General features: G+C 61.3%; 22 protein-coding genes. 8 read left to right on the forward strand and 14 right to left on the reverse strand.

From position 1 onward, the window contains the following. The first annotated feature begins 114 nt into the window (after positions 1-114). From K7431_RS10600 to K7431_RS10620, 5 genes are all read left to right on the forward strand, one after another. Positions 115-1272, forward strand: a complete 1158-nt coding sequence (locus K7431_RS10600) for a D-alanyl-D-alanine carboxypeptidase family protein (protein WP_015886062.1) — start codon at positions 115-117, stop codon at positions 1270-1272. Between the two features lie 84 nt (positions 1273-1356). Continuing rightward, a complete protein-coding gene (locus K7431_RS10605) occupies positions 1357-1632 on the forward strand; it encodes a DUF493 domain-containing protein (protein WP_015886061.1) in 276 nt (91 codons plus the stop codon). Then, entirely contained in the window at positions 1632-2279 is a 648-nt protein-coding gene (lipB, locus tag K7431_RS10610) for a lipoyl(octanoyl) transferase LipB (protein WP_015886060.1), read from the forward strand. The genes K7431_RS10605 and lipB overlap by 1 nt, the downstream gene beginning before the upstream one ends. 26 nt (positions 2280-2305) lie before the next feature. After that, a complete protein-coding gene (lipA, locus tag K7431_RS10615) occupies positions 2306-3307 on the forward strand; it encodes a lipoyl synthase (RefSeq protein WP_057444888.1) in 1002 nt (333 codons plus the stop codon). Positions 3308-3489: 182 nt separating this feature from the next. Next, entirely contained in the window at positions 3490-4410 is a 921-nt protein-coding gene (locus K7431_RS10620) for a S66 peptidase family protein (RefSeq protein ID WP_015886058.1), read from the forward strand. Between the two features lie 130 nt (positions 4411-4540). Here the strand turns inward: K7431_RS10620 and K7431_RS10625 are convergent, their stop codons facing one another. From K7431_RS10625 to leuS, 5 genes are all read right to left on the reverse strand, one after another. Then, positions 4541-5866, reverse strand: a complete 1326-nt coding sequence (locus K7431_RS10625) for a lytic murein transglycosylase (protein ID WP_015886057.1) — start codon at positions 5864-5866, stop codon at positions 4541-4543. 61 nt (positions 5867-5927) lie between these two features. After that, positions 5928-6092, reverse strand: coding sequence for an alternative ribosome rescue factor ArfA (gene arfA / locus K7431_RS10630; RefSeq protein ID WP_003176285.1), 165 nt, complete (start codon positions 6090-6092; stop codon positions 5928-5930). Between the two features lie 217 nt (positions 6093-6309). Further along, entirely contained in the window at positions 6310-7347 is a 1038-nt protein-coding gene (gene holA / locus K7431_RS10635; protein WP_015886056.1) for a DNA polymerase III subunit delta, read from the reverse strand. A 39-nt stretch (positions 7348-7386) separates the two neighbouring features. Continuing rightward, a complete protein-coding gene (locus K7431_RS10640; protein ID WP_015886055.1) occupies positions 7387-7992 on the reverse strand; it encodes an LPS-assembly lipoprotein LptE in 606 nt (201 codons plus the stop codon). Positions 7993-8080: 88 nt separating this feature from the next. Beyond that, on the reverse strand, positions 8081-10687 hold the full coding sequence (gene leuS / locus K7431_RS10645; protein ID WP_015886054.1) for a leucine--tRNA ligase: 2607 nt from the start codon (positions 10685-10687) through the stop codon (positions 8081-8083). 262 nt (positions 10688-10949) lie between these two features. Here leuS and K7431_RS10650 point away from each other — a divergent pair, with 262 nt between their 5' ends. Next, positions 10950-11267, forward strand: coding sequence for a hypothetical protein (locus K7431_RS10650; RefSeq protein WP_043205955.1), 318 nt, complete (start codon positions 10950-10952; stop codon positions 11265-11267). 98 nt (positions 11268-11365) lie between these two features. Beyond that, complete coding sequence (locus tag K7431_RS10655) at positions 11366-12127, forward strand: YdcF family protein (RefSeq protein WP_015886053.1); 762 nt, start codon at positions 11366-11368, stop codon at positions 12125-12127. Between the two features lie 123 nt (positions 12128-12250). On the opposite strand, the gene lnt is transcribed toward K7431_RS10655, so the two are convergent. From lnt to miaB, 5 genes are all read right to left on the reverse strand, one after another. Beyond that, positions 12251-13774 (reverse strand): apolipoprotein N-acyltransferase, encoded by a 1524-nt coding sequence (gene lnt / locus K7431_RS10660; protein WP_015886052.1) that lies wholly within the window; start codon positions 13772-13774, stop codon positions 12251-12253. An 8-nt stretch (positions 13775-13782) separates the two neighbouring features. Then, positions 13783-14622, reverse strand: coding sequence for an HlyC/CorC family transporter (locus K7431_RS10665; RefSeq protein ID WP_010206772.1), 840 nt, complete (start codon positions 14620-14622; stop codon positions 13783-13785). Positions 14623-14627: 5 nt separating this feature from the next. Continuing rightward, a complete protein-coding gene (gene ybeY, locus K7431_RS10670; RefSeq protein WP_015886051.1) occupies positions 14628-15122 on the reverse strand; it encodes an rRNA maturation RNase YbeY in 495 nt (164 codons plus the stop codon). After that, a complete protein-coding gene (locus tag K7431_RS10675; RefSeq protein WP_015886050.1) occupies positions 15115-16119 on the reverse strand; it encodes a PhoH family protein in 1005 nt (334 codons plus the stop codon). The genes ybeY and K7431_RS10675 overlap by 8 nt, the downstream gene beginning before the upstream one ends. 215 nt (positions 16120-16334) lie before the next feature. After that, the gene (gene miaB / locus K7431_RS10680; RefSeq protein ID WP_015886049.1) at positions 16335-17663 is read right to left on the reverse strand and encodes a tRNA (N6-isopentenyl adenosine(37)-C2)-methylthiotransferase MiaB; all 1329 of its coding nucleotides are present in this window, start codon (positions 17661-17663) and stop codon (positions 16335-16337) included. A gap of 131 nt (positions 17664-17794) precedes the next feature. On the opposite strand from miaB, the gene K7431_RS10685 reads away from it, so the two are divergent. Then, a complete protein-coding gene (locus K7431_RS10685; protein ID WP_003194436.1) occupies positions 17795-18121 on the forward strand; it encodes a DUF1820 family protein in 327 nt (108 codons plus the stop codon). A 146-nt stretch (positions 18122-18267) separates the two neighbouring features. Here the strand turns inward: K7431_RS10685 and K7431_RS10690 are convergent, their stop codons facing one another. The 4 genes from K7431_RS10690 to K7431_RS10705 form a co-directional block, all read right to left on the reverse strand. Then, a complete protein-coding gene (locus K7431_RS10690; RefSeq protein WP_015886048.1) occupies positions 18268-18822 on the reverse strand; it encodes a tetratricopeptide repeat protein in 555 nt (184 codons plus the stop codon). 225 nt (positions 18823-19047) lie between these two features. Further along, complete coding sequence (gene hemL, locus K7431_RS10695) at positions 19048-20331, reverse strand: glutamate-1-semialdehyde 2,1-aminomutase (RefSeq protein ID WP_015886047.1); 1284 nt, start codon at positions 20329-20331, stop codon at positions 19048-19050. Between the two features lie 11 nt (positions 20332-20342). After that, positions 20343-20972 (reverse strand): thiamine phosphate synthase, encoded by a 630-nt coding sequence (thiE, locus tag K7431_RS10700; RefSeq protein ID WP_015886046.1) that lies wholly within the window; start codon positions 20970-20972, stop codon positions 20343-20345. Between the two features lie 18 nt (positions 20973-20990). After that, the gene (locus K7431_RS10705; RefSeq protein ID WP_015886045.1) at positions 20991-21788 is read right to left on the reverse strand and encodes a hydroxymethylpyrimidine/phosphomethylpyrimidine kinase; all 798 of its coding nucleotides are present in this window, start codon (positions 21786-21788) and stop codon (positions 20991-20993) included. Positions 21789-22033 lie beyond the last annotated feature (245 nt).

Raw genomic sequence — 22033 nt, forward strand, 5'->3', positions numbered from 1 at the left:
AAACCCGGGGGCAAGGGGTGAGCGGGCAACCGAACACGTGACAGTCTGGAAGCGGGCTGTCTGAATAAGTTTTGCCCGCGAGGGCAAGTTTCCATAAGCAATTTCGAGAGACGGATGAACATCACCACCTTAGCCAAACGCACGTGCCTGCTTATCTCGCTGATCATCACCCCGGCCGCCTGGGCGGTTGAAATGGTGCCGGCTTCACCGCAACTGGCTGCCAAGTCCTGGGTCCTCATGGACGCTGCCAGTGGCAACGTGCTGGTCGAGAGCAACGGTGACCAGCGCCTGCCGCCGGCCAGCCTGACCAAACTGATGACGGCCTACATCGCGACCCTGGAAATCCGTCGCGGCCAGATCGGCGAGAACGACCCGGTCACCGTCAGCGAAAACGCCTGGCGTACCGGCGGTTCGCGGATGTTCATCAAGGTGGGTTCGCAGGTCACTGTGAGCGACCTGCTGCACGGCATCATCATCCAGTCCGGTAACGACGCCAGCGTCGCCCTGGCCGAGCACATCGCCGGCAGCGAAGACGCGTTCGCCGACATGATGAACAAAACCGTGGCCGACCTGGGCATGACCAACAGCCACTTCATGAACCCGACCGGTCTGCCGAACCCAGAGCACTACTCGTCGGCTCACGACATGGCGATCCTGGCGCGCGCGATCATCCGCGTCGACCCGGTGCACTACGCGATCTACTCCCAGAAGGAATTCTTCTGGAACAACATCAAGCAGCCTAACCGCAACCTGTTGCTGTGGCGCGACAAGACCGTCGATGGCCTGAAAACCGGCCACACCGACGAAGCCGGCTACTGCATGGTGTCGTCCGCTGTACGTGACGGCCAACGTCTGATCGCGGTGGTCTTCGGTACTAACAGCGAGCAGGCCCGTGCGGCCGAGACGCAAAAACTGCTGACCTACGGTTTCCGTTTCTTCGAAACCCAGACCTTCTATCAGAAGGGTGCTGAGCTGGCGACCGCGCCAGTGTGGAAAGGCGCTACCTCCCAAGTCAAAGCCGGCCTGGCTGAAGACCTGACCCTGACCATGCCTAAAGGCCAGCTGAAAAAGCTCGCAGCCAGCATGACCATGAACCCGCAGTTGGTTGCCCCAATCGCCAAGGGTGATGTGATCGGTAAGGTTGAAGTGAAGCTGGACGACAAAGTGGTTCACAGTGCTGACCTGATCGCACTGGACGCCGTTGACGAAGGTGGTATCTTCCGCCGCGTCTGGGATAGCATCCGTCTATTCTTCTACAGCTTGTTCAACTGATAGTGTGCACCTGCAAAGCCCCGTGTTGATCCGACACGGGGCTTTGCCCGTCGCCACGGCTTACGCTTACGAGGCCGTTACGCCATGACCGATAAAGAAGTAAAGGCGCCAAAGATCGAATTCCCGGTGGTGGACTATCCCATCAAGGTGATCAGCGATACCGGTGTCGGCCGTAAAGACCTGATCCTCGAGATCGTGCGTAAACACGCGACGATCAACGATCAGCGCGTGGATGAGCGCTCCAGCTCTACCGGCAAATACACCACGATTCAGTTGCACATCGTTGCGACTGATCAAGACCAGCTCTACAACATCAACAGCGAACTGCGGGCCACCGGCTTCGTGCACATGGTGTTGTGATGTCTCACGTCCTGGGCTTTCGCGAGCTCGGCCGGATGGACTATGAGCCCGTCTGGCACGCCATGCAGCGGTTCACGAATGAACGCGGCACGTCGGCTGAAGATGAAATCTGGCTGGTGGAACACCCGCCGGTCTTCACCCAGGGCCAGGCCGGCAAGGCCGAGCATCTGTTGCTGCCGGGTGATATTCCGGTGGTGCAGGTCGACCGAGGGGGTCAAGTGACTTACCATGGGCCCGGTCAACTGGTGGCTTACCTGCTGCTGGACGTGCGCAAGCTTGGGTTTGGCGTGCGTGACCTGGTGAGCCGCATGGAGGCTTGCCTCATCGAGTTGTTGGCCAGTTACGGCGTGACCGCCGCGGCCAAGCCCGATGCGCCCGGTGTGTACGTGGACGGCGCGAAAATCGCTTCCCTGGGGCTGCGTATTCGCCACGGTTGTTCCTTTCATGGCCTGGCGCTGAATGTGGACATGGACCTGGCGCCGTTCCGGCGGATCAACCCGTGTGGCTATGCCGGGTTGGCGATGACGCAACTGAGCGACCACGCCACACCGATTAAATTTGCCGAGGTTAGTGCCCGGCTGCGTGCGCAGCTCGTCAAACACCTCGACTATGCTGAGCAGACGACCCTTACGGGCGGAATCGACTGATTATGACTACTGATGCAGTGCAAACCATGATCCCGACGCTGGACATCACCGAGCGTCCGGCCCCGGCCCCGCGTGCCAAGGTGGAAGCCGGCGTCAAGCTGCGTGGCGCCGAGAAGGTTGCACGCATCCCGGTGAAGATCATTCCGACCACCGAACTGCCGAAGAAGCCTGACTGGATCCGAGTGCGCATCCCGGTTTCGCCGGAAGTCGACCGTATCAAGGCGCTGCTGCGCAAACACAAGCTGCACAGCGTGTGCGAAGAAGCCTCCTGCCCGAACCTGGGCGAATGCTTCTCCGGCGGCACCGCCACCTTCATGATCATGGGTGACATCTGCACCCGTCGTTGCCCGTTCTGCGACGTCGGCCACGGCCGTCCGAAGCCACTGGACGTCAACGAGCCGGAAAGCCTGGCTATCGCCATCGCCGACCTGAAACTCAAGTACGTGGTGATCACCTCCGTCGACCGCGACGACCTGCGTGACGGCGGTGCCCAGCACTTTGCCGACTGCATCCGCGAAATCCGCAAGCTGTCGCCGAACGTGATGCTTGAAACCCTGGTGCCGGACTACCGTGGCCGTATGGACGTAGCGCTGGAAATCACCGCCGCCGAGCCGCCGGATGTGTTCAACCACAACCTGGAAACCGTGCCACGCCTGTACAAGGCAGCGCGCCCGGGTTCGGACTACCAGTGGTCGCTGACCCTGCTGCAGAAATTCAAGCAGATGATGCCGCACATTCCGACCAAATCCGGCCTGATGCTGGGCCTTGGCGAGACCGACGAAGAAGTGATCGAAGTCATGAAGCGCATGCGCGAACACGACATTGACATGCTGACCCTGGGCCAGTACCTGCAACCGTCGCGCAGTCACTTGCCGGTGCAGCGTTTCGTGCACCCGGACACCTTCGCCTGGTTCGCCGAGGAAGGTTACAAGATGGGCTTCAAGAACGTCGCGTCGGGCCCGCTGGTACGTTCCTCGTACCATGCGGACGAGCAGGCCAAGCTGGTCAAGGCGAGCCTGGTTTCGTAAGCCGCACCGCTGCCTCAATGTGAGAGGGGGCTTGCTGTGGTGACCGGGCTCGCTGTGGTGGGAGGGCTTGCTGTGGTGAGCGGGCTTGCCCCGCGCTGGGCTGCGAAGCAGCCCCATCTAATCTTAAGTAAACTCGCCCCCCTCCCACATTTTGTTTGGCGTTATTTCAGGAAGAACTGCGGATGACTGCTGCCGTACCTGCATTGCGTGCCGAAGGCACCATCGCCTTGATCGCCCCCGCTGGCCCCGCCACGCTGGACGTTGAAAAGGCCGGCCAATGGATGCGTACCCGTGGCTACGACCTGCGAATCTTCCCCGGCGTCTATGAACGCGACGGCTACCTTGCTGGCAGCGATGCCGTGCGCCTGCGTGACCTGCATGCCGCCTTCGCCGACCCTGAAATCGATGCCATCTTCTGTCTGCGCGGCGGCTACGGCACCCCGCGTCTGCTCGATAGCTTGGACTTTGACCTGCTGCGCGCCAACCCCAAGCCATTCGTAGGTTATAGCGACATCACCGCGCTGCACCTGGCAATCAGCCGTTACGCGGGCTTTGTGACCTTCCACGGCCCGATGCTCAATGCCGATCTGTTGGGCGACAAGCAACCCCCCACGGAGTCGTCACTGTTCAGCCTGTTGCGCGGTCAGTTGGGCGCCGGCAGCGAGTTGGTGCACCCGGTGGCCTACCCGTTGACCACGATCGAGCCTGGCATCGCCTGCGGGCGCTTGCTGGGTGGCAACCTGTCGATGATCGCGGCGGTCATGGGCACGCCTTACGAAATCGACGCAGGAGGCATCATCCTGTTTATTGAAGACGTCAACGAGCCGATCTACCGCATCGACCGGCTGCTGACGCATCTGCGTCTGGCGGGCAAGCTGGCACACGTTGCGGGTGTGCTGGTGGGGGATGTGGCGGGTGTGGACAAGGCTGCGCTGGAGCGGCTGCTCAAGCAGACCTTTGCGCCGTTATGCATTCCGGTATTGTCAGGCTGGCGCAGCGGGCATTGTGATCCGAACCTGACGTTGCCGATGGGCGCGTTGGTGAGGTTGGATGCGGGGGAGCAGCGGGTGGTGTTGGAGCAGGATGTGGTGTTCAGAGCCTGAAGCTGTTGTCGTCTGCAAAACGCTATCGGGAGCAAGCCCCCTCCCACATTTGACCGCACTCCAAAGGATGTACGCGGCCCAAATGTGGGAGGGGGCTTGCTCCCTATAGCATTAGTCGCCCTAGGCAGATCTAGCGGTTTTGCAGTGACTCGAGCAACTTCACCGTCGGATACCCATCCGCCGGCCAGCCCAGCGCTTGCTGCGCTGCACGAATCGCCTTGCGCGTGTTGGCGCCGATAATCCCGTCCGGGTTGCCTGCGTCATAGCCGTTGGCACTCAGCGCCGTCTGCAAGTCGATACGCTGTGAGCGGCTCAGTGGCAGCTCATCCTTCGGCCAATCGCCGCGAATCACACCCCCGCCACCGAAACGCTCCGACAGCAGTCCCACCGCCAGTGCGTAGGACGACGAGTTGTTGTACTTGAGGATTGCGCGGAAGTTATCCAGCACCAGGAACGCCGGGCCACGATAACCCGCCGGCAACAGCAAGGCGGCGGACAGTTGGTCTACGTTGGGCGGCATGCTGGCGCCTGGCGGCAGCTGGATGCCCAGCTTCAGCCATTCAGCCACCGTCTTGCGGGTGCCGCCATCGGCCAGGGCGTAATCGAAGTTCGTCGGCAGCTGTTTCACTTCCATGCCCCACGGCTGGCCTTTCTGCCAGCCGGAGCTTTGCAGGTAGTGCGCGGTGGAGGCGAGGGCATCGGCCGGGCTGTTCCAGATATCGCGGCGACCGTCGCCATCGAAGTCCACGGCGTGGGTGTTGTAGGTGGTGGGGATAAATTGCGTCTGGCCCATGGCCCCGGCCCAGGAGCCTTTCATCTGGTCGGCCTGGATATCGCCGTGCTGGATGATCTGCAGCGCTGCCAGCAACTGCGCTTGTGCAAACGCGGGGCGACGGCCTTCGTAGGCCAGGGTCGCCAGGGAGCGGATCACCGAGTTATTGCCCTGGAACTGGCCGAAATTGCTTTCCATGCCCCACACCGACACCAGCGCCTGGCGGTCGACGCCATAACGTTGCTCGATGCTTTGCAGGATGTCGGCGTATTTGATCAGCAATGCCTGGCCATTACGCACGCGCACGGGAGACAGGGCGCCGTCGAGGTATTCCCATACCGGGCGGGAAAATTCCGGCTGGCTGCGGTCGGCGCGGATCACCGCCATGTCAGGGGTGACGTTGGCGAAGGCATTGTCGAACACGGCGGCGGTGATGCCGGCCTGCAGGGCTTGCACACGAAAGGCCGCCTGCCATTCGGCAAAGGTCTGGGTCGGTTGGATATCGAGGTTATCCACAGCCAGCGGGGCCACGACAGCGGGCGCTACCACGGGTGCGGTCTGGAGCTTGGGCAGCGGTTGAGCGTCGGCGGCGGTGGGTTTCTCGGCGCAGGCGACAAGCAGAATGAGGCTGGAGGCAGCGATCAGTTGGCGCAGGTGCCAACGACGGGAAAGACTAGAGGGCATGCACAGGTCCAGGGATTACAAATCAGGTGCAGACCTTATCATGCCAGAGGGGCGCTTGCCTTCAGGCAGCCAGAAAGTAAGAAGCCTCCCAGCTATTAGACTGGAAGGCTTCGCGGCGGTAGCTGCCTTTGCCCTTGCCGGCGCGTTCCTGACGGCTGCGGAACAGTGGCTGGGCGATGATGGATTTGGCCTTGTTGGGGCCATGCTTGGATGGCTTTTTGCTCATGGTTACTTCTCTCTTGGAGGGGGGAAACGGTGCGAATCATCTGCCGAAGTTGCTTGCCTGTAAAGCCCAGCACATTTGTGAAAATGTAAATGCAATCAAAATGTGGGAGGGGGCTTGCCCCCGATGAGGGAGTGTCAGTAATACATCTTTGACTGATACACCGCTATCGGGGGCAAGCCCCTTCCCACAGTGGATTTTCAGTGATTTGAGAGAGGGGTTATTCGGCGGGAAGTGTCAGGCGCTGGCCGGCCATCAACAGCGACAAACGGCTCAGGCTCATCCACGGCGAACCGGCCGCTTGGCCCTTGATCTGCGCATCAATGCGTTGCGCCTCAAGCAAAAGCTGCGCCCAGCGTTGCGCCGAATGCCGTTGCAGGGCTTTGCTCATCAAGGGTTTGCGCTTGTCCCACACCGGCGGCTTGGCCTGGCTGAAGGCTTTGTCCAGCGGCGTGCCCTGGCTGTATTGCAGGGCGATGTTGGCCAGCACCCGCAACTCCCGGGCCAGGGCCCAGAGAATCACCGGTGGCTCGACGCCTTCACCGCGCAGGCCTTCCAGCATGCGCAGGGCGTGGGCGGGTTCGCCATTGAGGATCGCGTCCACCAGTCCGAACACATCAAAGCGTGCGCTATCCGCGACGGCGCCTTGGACGGTCTCGACGGTAATCTGCCCGTCTTCGGCCATCAGCTTGAGCTTTTCGATTTCCTGGGCGGCGGCAAGCAAGTTGCCTTCGACTCGGGCGGCGATCAGTTCCACTGCGTCCTGGGTGGCCGACAGCCCTGACTGAGACAGGCGTTGGCGAATCCACTGCGGCAACTGGTTGCTGTCCACTGGCCATATCTGGATGAACTGGGTTTGCGCCCCTTCCACCAGGGCCTTGCCCCATTTGGTTTTCTGCGCGCTGCCGTCAAGCTTGGGCAGGCTGATCAGCAAGACCGTGTCTTCGGCAGGCCGTGAGCAGTATTCAATGAAGGCGGCCGCGCCCTTGTCACCCGGCTTGCCCGACGGCAAACGCAGTTCCAGCAGGCGTTTTTCGGCAAACAGCGACATGCTCGCGCCAGCTTGCAGCAACGTGCCCCAGTCGAAACTGGCGTCGGCGCTGAATACCTGGCGTTCATCGAAACCTTGCTGGCGCGCGGCGGTGCGAATCGCGTCGGCGGCTTCCTGGCACAGCAGCGGGTCATCACCGCTGACGACGTAGACAGGCGCGAGGCCACCTTGCAGGTGTTTGGCGAGTTGGGCGGGGGCGAGTTTCATAGGCAGGGCGAACGGGGCGTTTGAAGCGCCCCGTCTGGCTTACTCGACAGGTACTTCAACAGGCGATTGTTTCGGCGTGTTGTTTTCATACTCTTGCGCGGCTTTCAGTGCGTCGGCATCCGCCTTGGCCTTGTCGTCAGCGCGTTGCTGCAAGGTCTCGAGTTGTTCCGGGGTGATCATCGACAGGCGCAGGACCATGCGCTGTACCAGCTCACGACGCATTTCCTTGCGCACCTGGATGATTTCGGAATCCGAACCCACGAGGTTGTTGCCGTCGTGGCTGACGATTTTCTGCACTTGGATGTTGTCAGCCATCAAGGGCAGGTGGTCGCGGCCCTGGATTTCAAAGTTGAGCTGGGTGCTCAGTTCGATATCGGACGCACGCCCGGCGCTGGCGTAGCTCAGGTTGCGCTGGGTTTCTTTTTCATTGGCCAGGAACAACTTGTAGGTCGCGCCGGTGTAGACGTGAACGCCGCTGTTTTCCAGGACCTGACGCAGCTGCGTGACTGTCTGGCTGTAGGCGTCGCGGGCGCTGACGTCCAATTCCTTGATCGTCAGGTCAGTGGTGCCGGTGCCGCGCAGCTGGAAGCCGCAAGCGCTCAACAGCACGGCAAGGCCCATCACCAGCAAATTGCGTTTGATCATTTTGTTGCTCCCCTTGAAACCATGTGGGCCTTATCGAGGCCCTGAAGGCTTTGTTCGGCGCAGGGCTCAAGCCCCGCGCCCGATCCGATTAGCTAGCGACGATATTGACCAGTTTGCCAGGCACGACGATCACTTTGCGGATCGTCAGGCCTTCGGTAAAGCGCAGCACGTTTTCGTTGACGCGGGCAGCCGCCTCGACGTCTTCGCGGCTGGCGGTGGCCGGCATATCGATCTGGCCGCGCAGTTTGCCGTTGACCTGGATCACCAGTTGCAGCGTGTCCTGTACCAGGGCGCTGTCATCCTGCACCGGCCAGCGCGCATCAATGACGGCGTCGCTGTGGCCCAGGCGGTTCCACAGGTCGTGGCTGATGTGCGGCGTGATCGGGGCCAGCAGCAGGGTGACCGTTTCCAGGCCTTCCTGCACCAGCGCACGATCCTGTTCAGTGGCTTGTGGCGCTTTTTCCAGCACGTTCATCAGCGTCATCACTTGGGCGATGGCGGTGTTGAATTTGTGGTTCTGGCCCACGTCCTGGCTGGCTTGCTTGATGGCCAGGTGGATGCTGCGGCGAATGAGTTTCTGCTCGTCGCTCAATGCGGCCACGTCCAGTTTGCCTGGCAGGCCCTGGCTGATGTGGGCGTGCGCCAGGCGCCAGACGCGCTTGAGGAAGCGGTGCGAGCCTTCGACGCCGGAGTCGGACCATTCGGCGCTCATGTCGGGCGGCGAGGCGAACATCATGAACAGGCGGCAGGTGTCGGCGCCGAACTGATCGATCATCGACTGTGGGTCGACGCCGTTGTTCTTCGACTTGGCCATCTTCTCGGTGCCGCCGATTTCCACCGGCAGGCCGTCGGCGATCAGTTTGGCGCTGATGACCTTGGCTTTGCTGTCGCGCTCGAGCTCGACGTCGGCCGGGTTGAACCAGGTGTACGCACCATTGGCTTCACGGCGATAGTAAGTCTCGGCGACTACCATGCCCTGGGTCAGCAGGTTCTTGAACGGCTCATTGGAACTCACCAGGCCTTCGTCACGCATCAGCTTGTGGAAGAAACGCGCGTACAGCAGGTGAAGGATGGCGTGTTCGATACCGCCAATGTACTGGTCCACCGGCAACCAATGGTCGGCCGCGGATTTTTCCACCAGGCCGCCTTCATAGTGCGGCGAGGCGTAGCGGGCGTAGTACCACGAGGACTCGACGAAGGTGTCCATGGTGTCGGTTTCACGCTTGGCAGGCTGGCCGCATTTCGGGCAGCTGCATTCGTAGAACTCGGGCATGCGTGCCAGTGGCGAGCCAGCGCCGTCCGGCACCACGTCTTCCGGCAGGACGACCGGCAATTGGTCTTCCGGTACTGGCACGTCGCCACAGCTTTCGCAGTGGATGATCGGGATCGGGCAGCCCCAGTAGCGCTGGCGGCTGATGCCCCAGTCGCGCAGGCGGAACTGGGTGCGCGAGGCACCGAGGTTTTTCTTGATCAGTGCGACTTCGATGGCGTCGAAGGCGCCCTGGAAGTCCAGGCCGTCAAACTCGCCGGAGTTGATCAGCTCACCGTGCTCGCCGTAGGCGTCTTGCCACGGGGCCGGGTTGGTGTCGCCCGAGCTGGTGCGCACCACGGATTTGATCGGCAGGCTGTACTTAGTGGCGAATTCGAAATCGCGTTCGTCGTGGGCCGGCACAGCCATGACTGCGCCATCGCCATAGTGCATCAGCACGTAGTTGGCGACCCAGACCGGCAGCTTTTCACCGGTGAGTGGGTGCTCGACGAACAGCCCGGTCGGCAGGCCTTTTTTCTCCTGGGTGGCGACGTCGGCTTCGGCCACGCTGCCGCCTTTGCATTCGGCGATGAACGCTTGCAGCTCAGGGTTGTTCTGGGCGGCCTGGGTGGCCAGCGGGTGTTCGGCGGCCACGGCGACGTAGGTCGCGCCCATCAGGGTATCCGGACGGGTGGTGAAGACTTTGAGTGCGCCCGCTTCGCCGATCGAGTCGACGTTGTACGGGAACTGCACTTCCATGCCCTTGGACTTGCCGATCCAGTTGCGTTGCATGGTCTTGACCTGTTCGGGCCAGCCCGGCAGGTCGTCGAGGCTCGACAAGAGTTCATCCGCGTAGGCGGTGATCTTGAAGTAGTACATCGGGATTTCGCGCTTTTCGATCAGCGCGCCGGAACGCCAGCCGCGCCCGTCGATCACTTGCTCGTTGGCCAGGACGGTCTGGTCGATCGGGTCCCAGTTCACGGTGCCGCTTTTTTTGTAGATCACGCCTTTTTCGAACAGGCGAGTGAACAGCCATTGTTCCCAGCGGTAGTAGTCCGGCTTGCAGGTGGTCACTTCGCGTGACCAATCCACCGCCAGGCCCAGGCTGCGCAGCTGGTTCTTCATGTAGGCGATGTTTTCGTAGGTCCACTTGGCGGGGGCCACGTTGTTTTTCATCGCGGCGTTTTCCGCCGGCATGCCGAAGGCATCCCAACCCATGGGTTGCAGGACGTTCTTGCCTTGCATGCGCTGGTAGCGCGAAATCACGTCACCGATGGTGTAGTTGCGCACGTGCCCCATGTGCAGCTTGCCGCTGGGGTAAGGGAACATCGATAGGCAATAGAATGTCTCCTTGCCTGGCTGTTCACTGACTTCAAAGGACTTCTGCTCGTCCCAGAAGGATTGGGCGGCATTTTCTATTTCACGGGGCTGGTAGTGTTCGTGCATGGCTACTTTTGAACTGAATAGGGGTGGCCTAATCCTCTTCGGTGCATGGCTTGGGTTGATCGACACCAAAAAGCGGCGCGTCCGTGCCCAAACCCTGCGGGAAGTGGAGTTACAGGAAGCGCCGTAGCATACATGACCCCACTCTATCGAGGGAAACCCTGATTGCGCAGGCAGGGCCGTCTGTCGCGGCGCCAGGCAGGTACAGCCACGGGGGCTACGCTGTTTATTGGGGAGTGAGTCATATCTTCAATGAGGTGAGGGGATGGTTGAATCGCAGCGAATCGTATCGAAACCGGATATCTACGAAGGACTGATCGACCGATTGGGTCGTGCATTGGATGCAGCGAGGACGGCGGGCCGATTGCGTGATGAACGGCCTGTCGAGTTGGAACTGCGCGGCTTGAGCCGTGCGGAGCTGGAACTGATCAAGGCTTATCTGGAACGTAATGGGCGCAGCGCGCCTCCTTGGGTGGCAACCCCGCCCATCAAGGAGCCTACGCATTCAGCCAAGGTGGTGTGGCTCAAGGACTTGTCGGCCGGTCGTGGCCCGGAAAAGCTCCGGTCCGCCCGCTACAAGTAATTCACTGCCCCCCTGAACGGCATCACCGCCATTTCACTGTAAAGATTGTCGCTAAACCCCGTTACACCTTAGGCTTCGGGCATCTATGGAGATGCCCGATGCCTATTCGTTATTTCATCAAACAACTGCTGCTGCCGCCCGGCATTTTCTTGCTGCTGCTGGCGCTTGCCTGGTGGTTTCGTCGTAGCCGCCCGCGCTTGGCGGCTGTCTGCTTCGCCCTGGGTTTGGGGGGCATGTGGCTGATCAGCCTGCCGGTGGCGGTGGAGTGGGGCGCACGGGCGCTGGAAAGCGAGCCGCCGTTGGCCCGTGAGGACTGGTCGACCCTGGCCCAGCGCGCCGATGCCATCGTGGTCTTGGGCTCGGGGCGTGAACGCGGTGATCCGGCCTGGGGCACCGACCAGCCCACGGGTATCGGCCTGGAGCGCCAGCGTTATGCCGCACGATTGGCCAAGGCGTCCGGGCTGCCGGTGCTGACCACCGGCGGCCTGCATTACGGCACGCCGCCCAGTGAGGCGGCGTTGATGGCGGTGTCGATGCAGGATGACTTTGGCGTGACGGTGCGCTGGAAAGAAGAGCGCAGCCGTACGACCTGGGAAAATGCGCAGATGAGCGCCGAGATCCTGCTGCCCGAGGGTATCAAGCGCGTGGTGGTCGTTACTCAAGCCTGGCATATGCCGCGTTCGGTGTGGAGCTTTGAGAAGGCCGGCTTTACCGTGGTGCCGGCACCCGTGGGTTTCCTGGGCGTGGACAACGCCAGGCCGCTGGGCGGGTGGATGCCGGAGTTCAAGTCGGTGTGGCAGAGCGGGCAGTTGATCAATGAAGCGGTGGGGCAGATAGGCTACCGGTTGTTTTACCGATAACGCCGCAAATCCAAATGTGGGAGGGGGCTTGCTCCCGATCGCGGTGTATGAGTATCGGAGGTACCGACTGACATTCCGCTATCGGGAGCAAGCCCCCTCCCACATTAGTTAGTTTTGATTCTGTCAGACGGTTTTGGCCATCCGGCCCGCCAGCAATGCCCAGCCAAACAACCCCAGGCACACGATGATCAACGGCCATGAACGCCATTGCAGGTACGGCGTGAGGTTATGCATTGGCACGACTTCTCCGTAGAGGATGCCGCGTTCGAATTGCGGGATTTGCGCGGTGATCTGCCCAAAAGGGTTGATCAGGCCGGTCACGCCGTTGTTGGTGGCACGGATCATCCAGCGTCCGGCTTCCAGCGCACGCATCTGCGCCATTTGCAGGTGCTGCAGGGGACCGATCGAGCGGCCGAACCAGGTGTCGTTGCTGATGGTCAGCAGCAAATCGCTCTGGGCTGACAGCCCGGCAGCGAATTCCGGGTACACCACTTCGTAGCAAATGAACGGCGCAATCTGATAGCCCTTGGCCTGGAGCATTGCCTGGTCGGACGGGCCGCGCGCGAAGTCCGACATCGGCAGGTCGAAGAAGGCAATCAGGCCGCGCAGCATGTCTTGCAGCGGCACGTATTCACCAAAGGGCACCAGCTTCTGTTTCAGGTAGGTACCGTCGCCTTCGCCGACCACGGTGATGCCGTTGAAGTAGCGCTTCTGGTGGTGCACTTCCTGGCGGATCGGTACGCCGGTGATCAGCGCGGTGTGCCGGTCGGCGGCGAACTTGCCCATCATGCCCAGGTAGCCCTCAACGGACTCTTTGAGCACCGGCACCGCCGTTTCTGGCCACACCAGCAAATCGACACGCTTGGAACTGAAGCTCATGTCGCGGTACAGCGCGAGCTGCGCGTTGAGCTGCTCCGGGTCCCATTTCATGCTTTGTTCGACATTGCCCTGAATGGCCGCCACGCTCAGCGGCGCGCCAGACGGGCTGGTCCAGGCGTGATGCTTGAGTGCCAGGCCGATCGCCCAGGGCGCTACCAGCAACACCAGGCCTGCACCAATAAACGCGTTGCGTTTAGTGGCCAACAGGCGCGGCAGGTTGCACAGCAGCGCTGCGGTGAGTGCCAAGGCAAAGGAAATCAGCCACATGCCGCCCAAGGGCGCCAGGCCAGTGAGTGGGCCGTCGAGTTGGCTGTAACCGGAGTACAACCACGGGAAACCGGTGAGGAACCAGCCGCGAAACGCTTCCTGGCCGACCCACAACGCGGCAAACGTCAGCGCATCCGCCAACGGCGCCTCATTGCGGCGCAACCAGCGCGCCCACAGCCAGGCGGGCAGGGCGAAGAACCAGGCAATCGCGGCGGTAAACAGCAGCATCAAGAAGCCAGCCAGCAGCACCGAAGCGCCGCCGAAGTGATGGATGCTGTAGTAGATCCAGCTGGTGCCGGCGCCAAACAGGCCGAAACCGAAGCACCAGCCACGGCCCAGCGCCTGCCGAGGGCTCAATTCACGCAGCCCTACATAGAAGAATCCGACCGCTACCAGTGCAAACGGCCACAGATCGAACGGCGCCAGCGCCAGGGTCGTGATAGCACCGGCCACCACGGCCAGCAAATTACCGGGCCAGCCGGGAGCGGTGAGACGGTGCATTTCAGTCCTTAGCGAGCAATAGGTGTCAGGCGGATCAGGTGGATACGACGGCTATCGGCATTCAGGATGCGGAAGCGATAAGCGCCGATCTCGGTGGTTTCGTTACGTTTTGGCAGATGGCCAAACGCACTCATCACCAGGCCGCCGACGGTGTCGAACTCGTCGTCGGAGAATTCGCTGTCGAAGAACTCGTTGAAGTTCTCAATCGGCGTCAATGCCTTGATCAGGAAGTCACCGCTGGGCAGTGGCTTGATGTAGCTGTCTTCTTCGACGTCGTGTTCGTCTTCGATGTCGCCGACGATCTGTTCCAGCACGTCTTCAATCGTGACCAGGCCCGCCACGCCACCGTATTCGTCGATCACAATGGCCATGTGATTGTGGTTGGCGCGAAACTCGCGCAACAGCACATTCAGGCGCTTGGACTCAGGCACGAAGGTGGCCGGACGCAGCAGGTCCTTGATGTTGAAGCTGTCGCCGTTCTCCTTGAGGATCAGCGGCAGCAGGTCCTTGGCCAGCAGGACGCCCATGACGTCGTCATGGCTTTCACCGATCACCGGGTAGCGCGAGTGCGCGGAGTCGATCACGGCCGGGAGGAATTCCCGTGGTGTCTGGGTCGCCTTGATGCTGATCATCTGCGAGCGCGGGACCATGATGTCCCGTACTTGCAGGTCAGCCACCTGGATGGCGCCTTCGACAATGGCCAGCGCTTCGCTGTCCAGCAACTTGTTTTGATGGGCCTCGCGCAGCAGCTCAAGCAGCTCCTGGCGGTTTTTCGGCTCGTGGGCAAAAGCCTGGGTCAGTTTACCCAGCCATGACTTCTGCCCGTTGCTCGATCGGTCTTCGCTCATAGCGATTACTCTGAATCCTTTATTGTTACAGTTGAGTGTTTTTGAGCGTCGTCGTCTGCATACGGGTCCGGATGACCCAATTCTGCAAGCAACGTTTGTTCCAGTGTTTCCATTTCCTCGGCTTCGTCATCGTCTATATGGTCGTAACCCAAGAGATGCAAGCAGCCGTGGATGACTAGATGAGCCCAGTGGGCCTCAAGTTCCTTGCCCTGTTCCTTCGCTTCGCGCTCCACCACCTCGACACAGATGACCAGGTCGCCCAGCAACGGGATATCCAGCAGTTCATCCGGCACGTCGGCGGGGAAGGACAGCACGTTGGTCGCGTAATCCTTCTGGCGCCAGGTGTGGTTCAGCTCGCGGCCCTCGGGCTCGTCGACCAGGCGAATGGTCAGTTCCGAGTCGGCGGTGCGCTGGCGCAGGGCCAGGGCGCACCATTCACGGAACTGTGCTTCGCTGGGGGCGGGCGCTTCGGTGGCCAGCTGCAGGTCTAGCTCAAGCATCGCGGCGCACGTCCTTGGCCGGCGCATCGTCGCGATGGTCGAAGCGCTCGTAGGCTTCGACAATACGCTGCACCAGCGGATGGCGGACCACGTCCTTGGGCATGAAGTGCGTGAAGCTGATGCCCGGTACGTCCTTGAGCACCTCGATCACCTGGGCCAGGCCCGACTTGGTGCCCTTGGGCAGGTCGACTTGGGTGACGTCGCCAGTGATCACGGCGGTAGAGCCGAAACCGATCCGGGTGAGGAACATCTTCATTTGCTCGACCGTGGTGTTCTGGCTTTCGTCGAGGATGATGAAGCTGTTGTTCAGGGTGCGCCCGCGCATGTAGGCCAGCGGGGCGATCTCGATCACCTGGCGCTCGATCAGCTTGGCCACGTATTCAAAGCCTAGCATCTCGTAGAGTGCGTCGTAGAGCGGGCGCAGGTACGGGTCGATCTTCTGGGCCAGGTCGCCGGGCAGGAAGCCGAGCTTTTCGCCCGCCTCGACCGCCGGGCGCACCAGCAGGATGCGGCGCACTTGCTCGCGCTCCAGTGCGTCGACCGCGCAGGCCACGGCCAGGTAGGTCTTGCCGGTACCGGCGGGGCCGATGCCGAAGTTGATGTCGTTGCCGAGGATTTCCTTGACGTACTTCTGCTGATTCAAGCCGCGCGGGCGAATCATGCCTTTTTTGGTACGCAGGGCCACGCTGGCTTCGGCCACAGGATTGTTGGCCAGGTCTTCCACTGCCGATTCCTGCAGGTACAGGTGCACCGTTTCCGGCGACAGTTCGCTGCCCTTGGTTTCGCGGTAGAGACGGCGCAGCAGGTTTTCTGCGGACGTGGTGTGTTGAGGTTCACCAATGAGTTCGAACTGATTGCCGCGGTTGCGGATCTCGATGCTCAGGCGTTGTTCGATCAGGCGCAGGTGCTCGTCGAACTGTCCGCACAGGTTGGCGAAACGGCGAGCCTCAAAAGGCTCGAGGAGAAAACGATGGGGTTCTACTATGGGTGCGTTCAAGGTCGCTTTTAGCCGCCCTTTGGCTGTTGAGGTGAAATAGAGAATAACGCCAGAGGCGCGGGTACGAAAGCACTTATCTAACCCTGATGCCATGCAGTTCAAATGTGGGAGGGGGCTTGCCCCCGATAGCGATGTGTCAGCAATAAATGTGTGATCTGATTCGCCGCCATCGGGGGCAAGCCCCCTCCCACATTGAGTCGGTGTTAATCAGGTCATTATTGCAACAACGACCCACGCAACGAATGGGGCTGAGCCGCATCGATGTGCACATCGGCAAACTGGCCGATCAGGGTCGGATTGTCGCAACGGAAGTTTACGATTCGGTTGTTCTCGGTACGGCCCTGCAGTTCACCCGGGTCTTTTTTCGAGTAGTCGGTGACCAGGATGCGTTGGGTGGAACCGACCATTTGTCGGCTGATCTCGAAACCCTGCTGGTTCAAGCGATGTTGCAAGGCGTTGAGACGCTCTTTTTTCAGCGCTTCCGGGGTTTCATCCACAAGATCGGCCGCCGGGGTGCCGGGGCGCTGGCTGTAGACGAACGAGTAGGAAAAGTCGAAACCGACGTCTTCGATCAGCTTCATGGTCTGCTGGAAGTCTTTCTCGGTTTCACCGGGGAAGCCGACGATGAAGTCCGAGCTGATGCAGATGCCGGGCACCGCCGCGCGCAGTTTGCGCAGTTTGGATTTGTATTCCAGTGCGGTGTGGTTGCGCTTCATCGCTGACAAAATGCGGTCCGAACCCGACTGCACCGGCAAGTGCAGGTGCTTGACCAGTTCCGGCACTTCGGCGTGGGCCTGGATGAGGCTGTCGGAGAACTCCAGCGGGTGCGAGGTGGTGTAGCGAATCCGCTCGATACCGTCCACCGCTGCGACCACGCGGATCAGCTCCGCCAAGTCGGCCAGGCGGCCGTCCTGGGTCAGGCCGCGATAGCCGTTGACGTTCTGGCCCAGCAGGGTCACTTCGCGCACGCCGTTTTCGGCCAGGTGGATGATTTCCGACAGCACGTCGTCAAATGGCCGGCTGACTTCCTCGCCACGGGTGTAGGGCACCACGCAGAACGTGCAGTACTTGCTGCAGCCTTCCATTACCGACACATAGGCGCTCGGCCCGTCGATACGCGGCTCGGGCAAGTGGTCGAACTTTTCGATTTCCGGGAACGAGACGTCAACCTGCGGCAGCTTGGTGATACGGGCGGCGTCGATCATTTCCGGCAGTCGGTGCAGGGTCTGCGGGCCGAAGACCACGTCGACATAGGGCGCGCGGTCGCGGATCGCGGCGCCTTCCTGGCTGGCCACGCAACCGCCGACGGCGATCACCATGTCCGGGTTGGCCAGCTTCAATTCGCGCCAGCGGCCCAGCTGCGAGTACACACGGTCCTGGGCCCGCTCGCGGATCGAGCAGGTATTGAGCAGGATCACGTCGGCATCTTCGGCGCGGGCGGTGACTTCCAGGGCCTGGTGTTCACCCAGCAAGTCGACCATGCGCGAGCTGTCGTACTCGTTCATCTGGCAACCGTGGGTTTCGATGTAAAGCTTCTTGGCCATGGGAATCGTCAACTGGTGGTAAAGAACCGCGCATTATAGGGGTCATGCCCATCGGTTCCTAGCGCTGTGCATCGGGTGCCATGCTATAGTTCGCGCCCTCTTTTATATCCCCCATGTGTTCCTCGCCCACCATGACCAAACGTGAAGCTCCAATCTATAAGGTGATTTTCCTCAACCAGGGCCAGGTATTCGAAATGTACGCCAAGCAGATCTATCAGAGCGATCTGTGGGGTTTCCTGGAGGTGGAAGAATTCGTCTTTGGCGAGCGCACTCAATTGGTCGTCGACCCGGGCGAGGAGAAGCTCAAGGCTCAGTTTGAAGGCGTGGTGCGCAGTTTTGTGCCGATGCATTCGATTGTGCGCATCGATGAAGTCGAGCGCCTGGGCACGCCGAAGATCAGCGAGGCGCGGGGCACCAGCAATGTGATGCCGTTTCCGATGCCGATGCCTGAGAAATAAGTCTTTTGTGGCGAGGGAGCTTGCTCCCGCTGGGGCGCGAAGCGGCCCCAATGCCATACAGGTGTGTCATATAGAAGTCAGTGAAGGGGGGCTGGGGCCGTGTCGCAGCCCAGCGGGAGCAAGCTCCCTCGCCACAAGGGCAGGGTCTAGGGCAGGGGGGAGAAGGGCGAACGCCCATCCGCGCTCTGCAGTTCCTGCAGGTAATTACGGAAAATCTGGCCGAGTACCTGGGTCGCCACTTCGAGTTCATCGCGCTGCATGTGCTCGGCCACTTCGTCGGCCGTATCCAGAGCATCTTCCGCACCGTTGACCGCCGCCATTTTCAGCACGATATACGCCTGGACGTTATTGGCCGGTACGCCTTCGCCTTTGAAGAACATGTTACCCAGTTCGAATTGCGCCTGCGCATGGCCCTGCAACGACGCTTTCTCGAAGTAGCTCAAGGCTTTGTTGAGGTCGCGTGCAGGGTTTTTGCTGTCGTGGAAGTACTCGCCCAACTCGTATTGCGCTTGCGCATCCCCGCCGTCAGCCTGTTTCTGGCACGCGCTCAGGGATTCGGCCTGGCTGTCTGGCTGGGTATTGAGGGTGCAGCGACCCATCGCTGGGATTAACAACGAGTTGCCGCCTGCTTGTGCATGTGCCAGCAGCGGCTGAAGGAGCAACAGGCAGCCCAGAACCAGGGTGCGGCCGGTGCGTTTCATGGGAATCGACTTACCTCTGACGGGGCACGCGGACCCTCGGGGGGTCCAATAAGCGCGCATTATGAAATAAGCAGGCCTCTGCTTACAAAGTCTTTACTCGTTTTTCTGCTGGTTGGGCAAGTTATCTGCCGGATTGCAGGTAATTTCTCGAAAAAACTCGGAAAGCTCTGTAGGCAAAGTAGCAAATCAGACACCGTTTGGGCGGTGTCTGATTTTTGCGGCCAATTATTTCAGTGCAGCGAAGGCGCGTTCAGCGGCGTCGAGGGTCAGTTTCAGCTCGGCGTCGCCATGGGCGATTGAGGTGAAGCCGGCCTCGAAGGCGCTCGGCGCCAGGTACACGCCGCCTTCCAGCATCAGGTGGAAGAAGCGTTTGAACAGGTCGGCATCGCTGCCCATCACGTCATCAAAGGTGACGATGTCGTCGGCACCGCTGAAGTACAGGCCGAACATACCGCCCGCCTGGGTGGTAACAAATGGGATACCGGCGGCATCGGCGCGCTGTTGCAGGCCGTCGAGCAAGCGCGTGGTGTAGTCGGTCAGCTCGGCGTGGAAGCCTGGACGGCTGATCAGGCGCAGGGTGGTCAGGCCGGCGGCCATCGCCAGCGGGTTACCGGACAAGGTGCCGGCCTGGTACACCGGGCCCAGCGGCGCGATGTGCTGCATGATCTCGCGTTTACCGCCGAAGCAGCCCACCGGCATACCGCCGCCGATGATCTTGCCGAAGGTGCTCAGGTCCGGCGTGACGCCGTAGTGAGCCTGGGCACCGCCGAGGGCGACACGGAAACCGGTCATCACTTCGTCGAAAATCAGCACCACGCCGTGCTTGTCGCACTGCTCGCGCAGGCCTTCGAGGAAACCCGGCGCCGGCGGTACGCAGTTCATATTGCCGGCCACTGGCTCAACGATGATGCACGCCACGTCCTGGCCCACTTCATTGAGCATCTGCTCGACGGCGGCGATGTCGTTGAACGGCAGAGTCAGGGTGTGTTTGGCAAACGCCGCCGGGACACCGGCCGAGCTCGGCACGCCCTGGGTCAGCAGGCCGGAGCCGGCTTTCACCAACAGGCTGTCGGAGTGACCGTGGTAGCAGCCTTCGAACTTGATGATGCTGTCGCGGCCGGTGAAACCACGGGCCAGGCGGATCGCGCTCATGGTGGCTTCGGTGCCGGAGCTGACCATGCGCACCATTTCCATCGACGGCACGATGGCGCACACCAAGTCCGCCATTTCGGTTTCCATGGCGGTCGGCGCGCCGTACGACAGGCCGTGTTCCAGCTGCTTGCGCACCGCGTCCAGCACGTCCGGGTGGCTGTGGCCGAGGATCATCGGGCCCCAGGAGCCGACGTAGTCGACGTAGCGTTTGTCATCTTCGTCGGTGACGTAGGCGCCTTCGGCATGCTTGAAGAACAGCGGCGTGCCGCCGACGCTCTTGAACGCACGCACGGGGGAGTTCACACCGCCGGGGATGTGTTTCTGAGCATTGGCAAACAGTGTTTCGGAACGGGACATGAGGGGGCTCTCTAAACTGAAATTTTAAGCAGATCGTTGAACGCGCGAGCGCGGCGCGTGACTTCCTGCGTACTGTCGGCGCCAAACAGGCCGTGCACCACCGCCAGCAGGTCGGCGCCGTGCGCCACCAGCGGTTCGGCGTTCTCCAGGGTGATGCCGCCGATTACGCAGATCGGCAGCTGCACGCGCGCACGGGCTTGGGCCAGCATCTCGACCGTGGCGGCCGGAGCGCCGGGCTTGGTGTTGGAATTGAAGAAGCGGCCGAAGGCGACGTAGCTGGCGCCTTCTTTGGCGGCCTGTTCGGCCAGTTCGATCTGGCTGTGGCAGGTCGAGCCGATGATGGCCTTGGAGCCCAGCAGTGCGCGGGCCGGGGTCAGTGGGCCGTCGGTCTGGCCCAGGTGCACGCCGACGCCTAGGCGCGCGGCCAGTTCAGCGTCGTCGTTGATGATCAGTTGGGTCTTGTAGCGCGAGCACAGCTCCCGCAGCTTTTCGGCTTCGCGCAGGCGGCGGGCTTCGTCGCTGCTTTTGTCGCGGTACTGCAGCAGGGTCACGCCACCGTCCAACGCCGCTTCGACGTAGGCGAGGAATTTGCCGGCCAACAGTTGGCTGTCGGTAATGGCGTAAAGGCCACGTAGTTTCATCAGGCAGGCCTCGTGCTTTTAAGAGCAGAAATCCAGCGGCAACCGGCGCGGTACAAACTGGCCCTGGCCGAGTTGTTCAGCGTCACGCAGGGTGCGCCAAGTGTAGTTGAGTGCCGATTGCACGGCGCTGACCAAGCCTTCACCGTGGGCAATCCGACCGGCCAATGCACTGGCCAACGTGCAGCCCGAACCATGATAGCTGCCGGGCAGGCGCTGGCAGGTAAAGGTCTGGCGCGTGCCGTCGCGGCTGTATAAGCGGTTGTGCACTTCGTGCTCGTCCCCGTGGCCGCCGGTGATCAGCAGGTGCTTGATATACGGCAACAGCTTCTCGGCGCATTCGTCCGCGGTGCCTTCAGGCAGTTCAGCGAGGATGCGCGCTTCGGGCAGGTTCGGCGTGGCGATCAGCGACAGCGGCAACAGCCGCTCGCGCATCGCATAGCCGACTTCGTCCTTGCCCAGGCTGCCGCCGCCGCCGGCACGCAGCACCGGGTCGCACACCACTGGCAGGTGTGGATGCGCCTGCAGCAGCTCGACCACGGTGTCGACCATCGCGGTGGAGCCGAGCATGCCCAGCTTGACCGCCGCCACGTCCGAGTCGCTGAGCACGGCATTGGCCTGGGCCAGCACCCACTCGCGGTCGAGCACGCGGAAATCGCTGACATTGACGGTGTTCTGCACGGTCAGGGCGGTGACGGCCGGGGCCGCATGGCAACCCTGGGCGAGCAGGGCTTCGATATCTGCCTGCAAGCCGGCGCCACCACTGGGATCATGGCCGGAGAGACAGAGGACAACAGGGCGAGAGCTGTAGATATTCATGGTGCGCGAGCTTACCACCAAACGCTTTTGGCGGGGCCGTCTGGCGATGGTTGAATTTTGTCCGGATTACCGCGCTTTTTTGGCACGGTGCTGGCCGTTAAAACCGTCTGGGACGCTTGTTCTAGAGCCTTTCAAAAAATTATTTCAATGGTGTCCAATAGCCTTTAATGGCTATGCTAGAGTGGATCCAAACGACTAACTGTATGACCGGTGTACGTCATCTCAAAAGGAATGGGGGGCTTTTT

The organism is Pseudomonas fluorescens group sp., from assembly GCF_020093335.1.
Lineage (GTDB): Bacteria > Pseudomonadota > Gammaproteobacteria > Pseudomonadales > Pseudomonadaceae > Aquipseudomonas > Aquipseudomonas petroselini.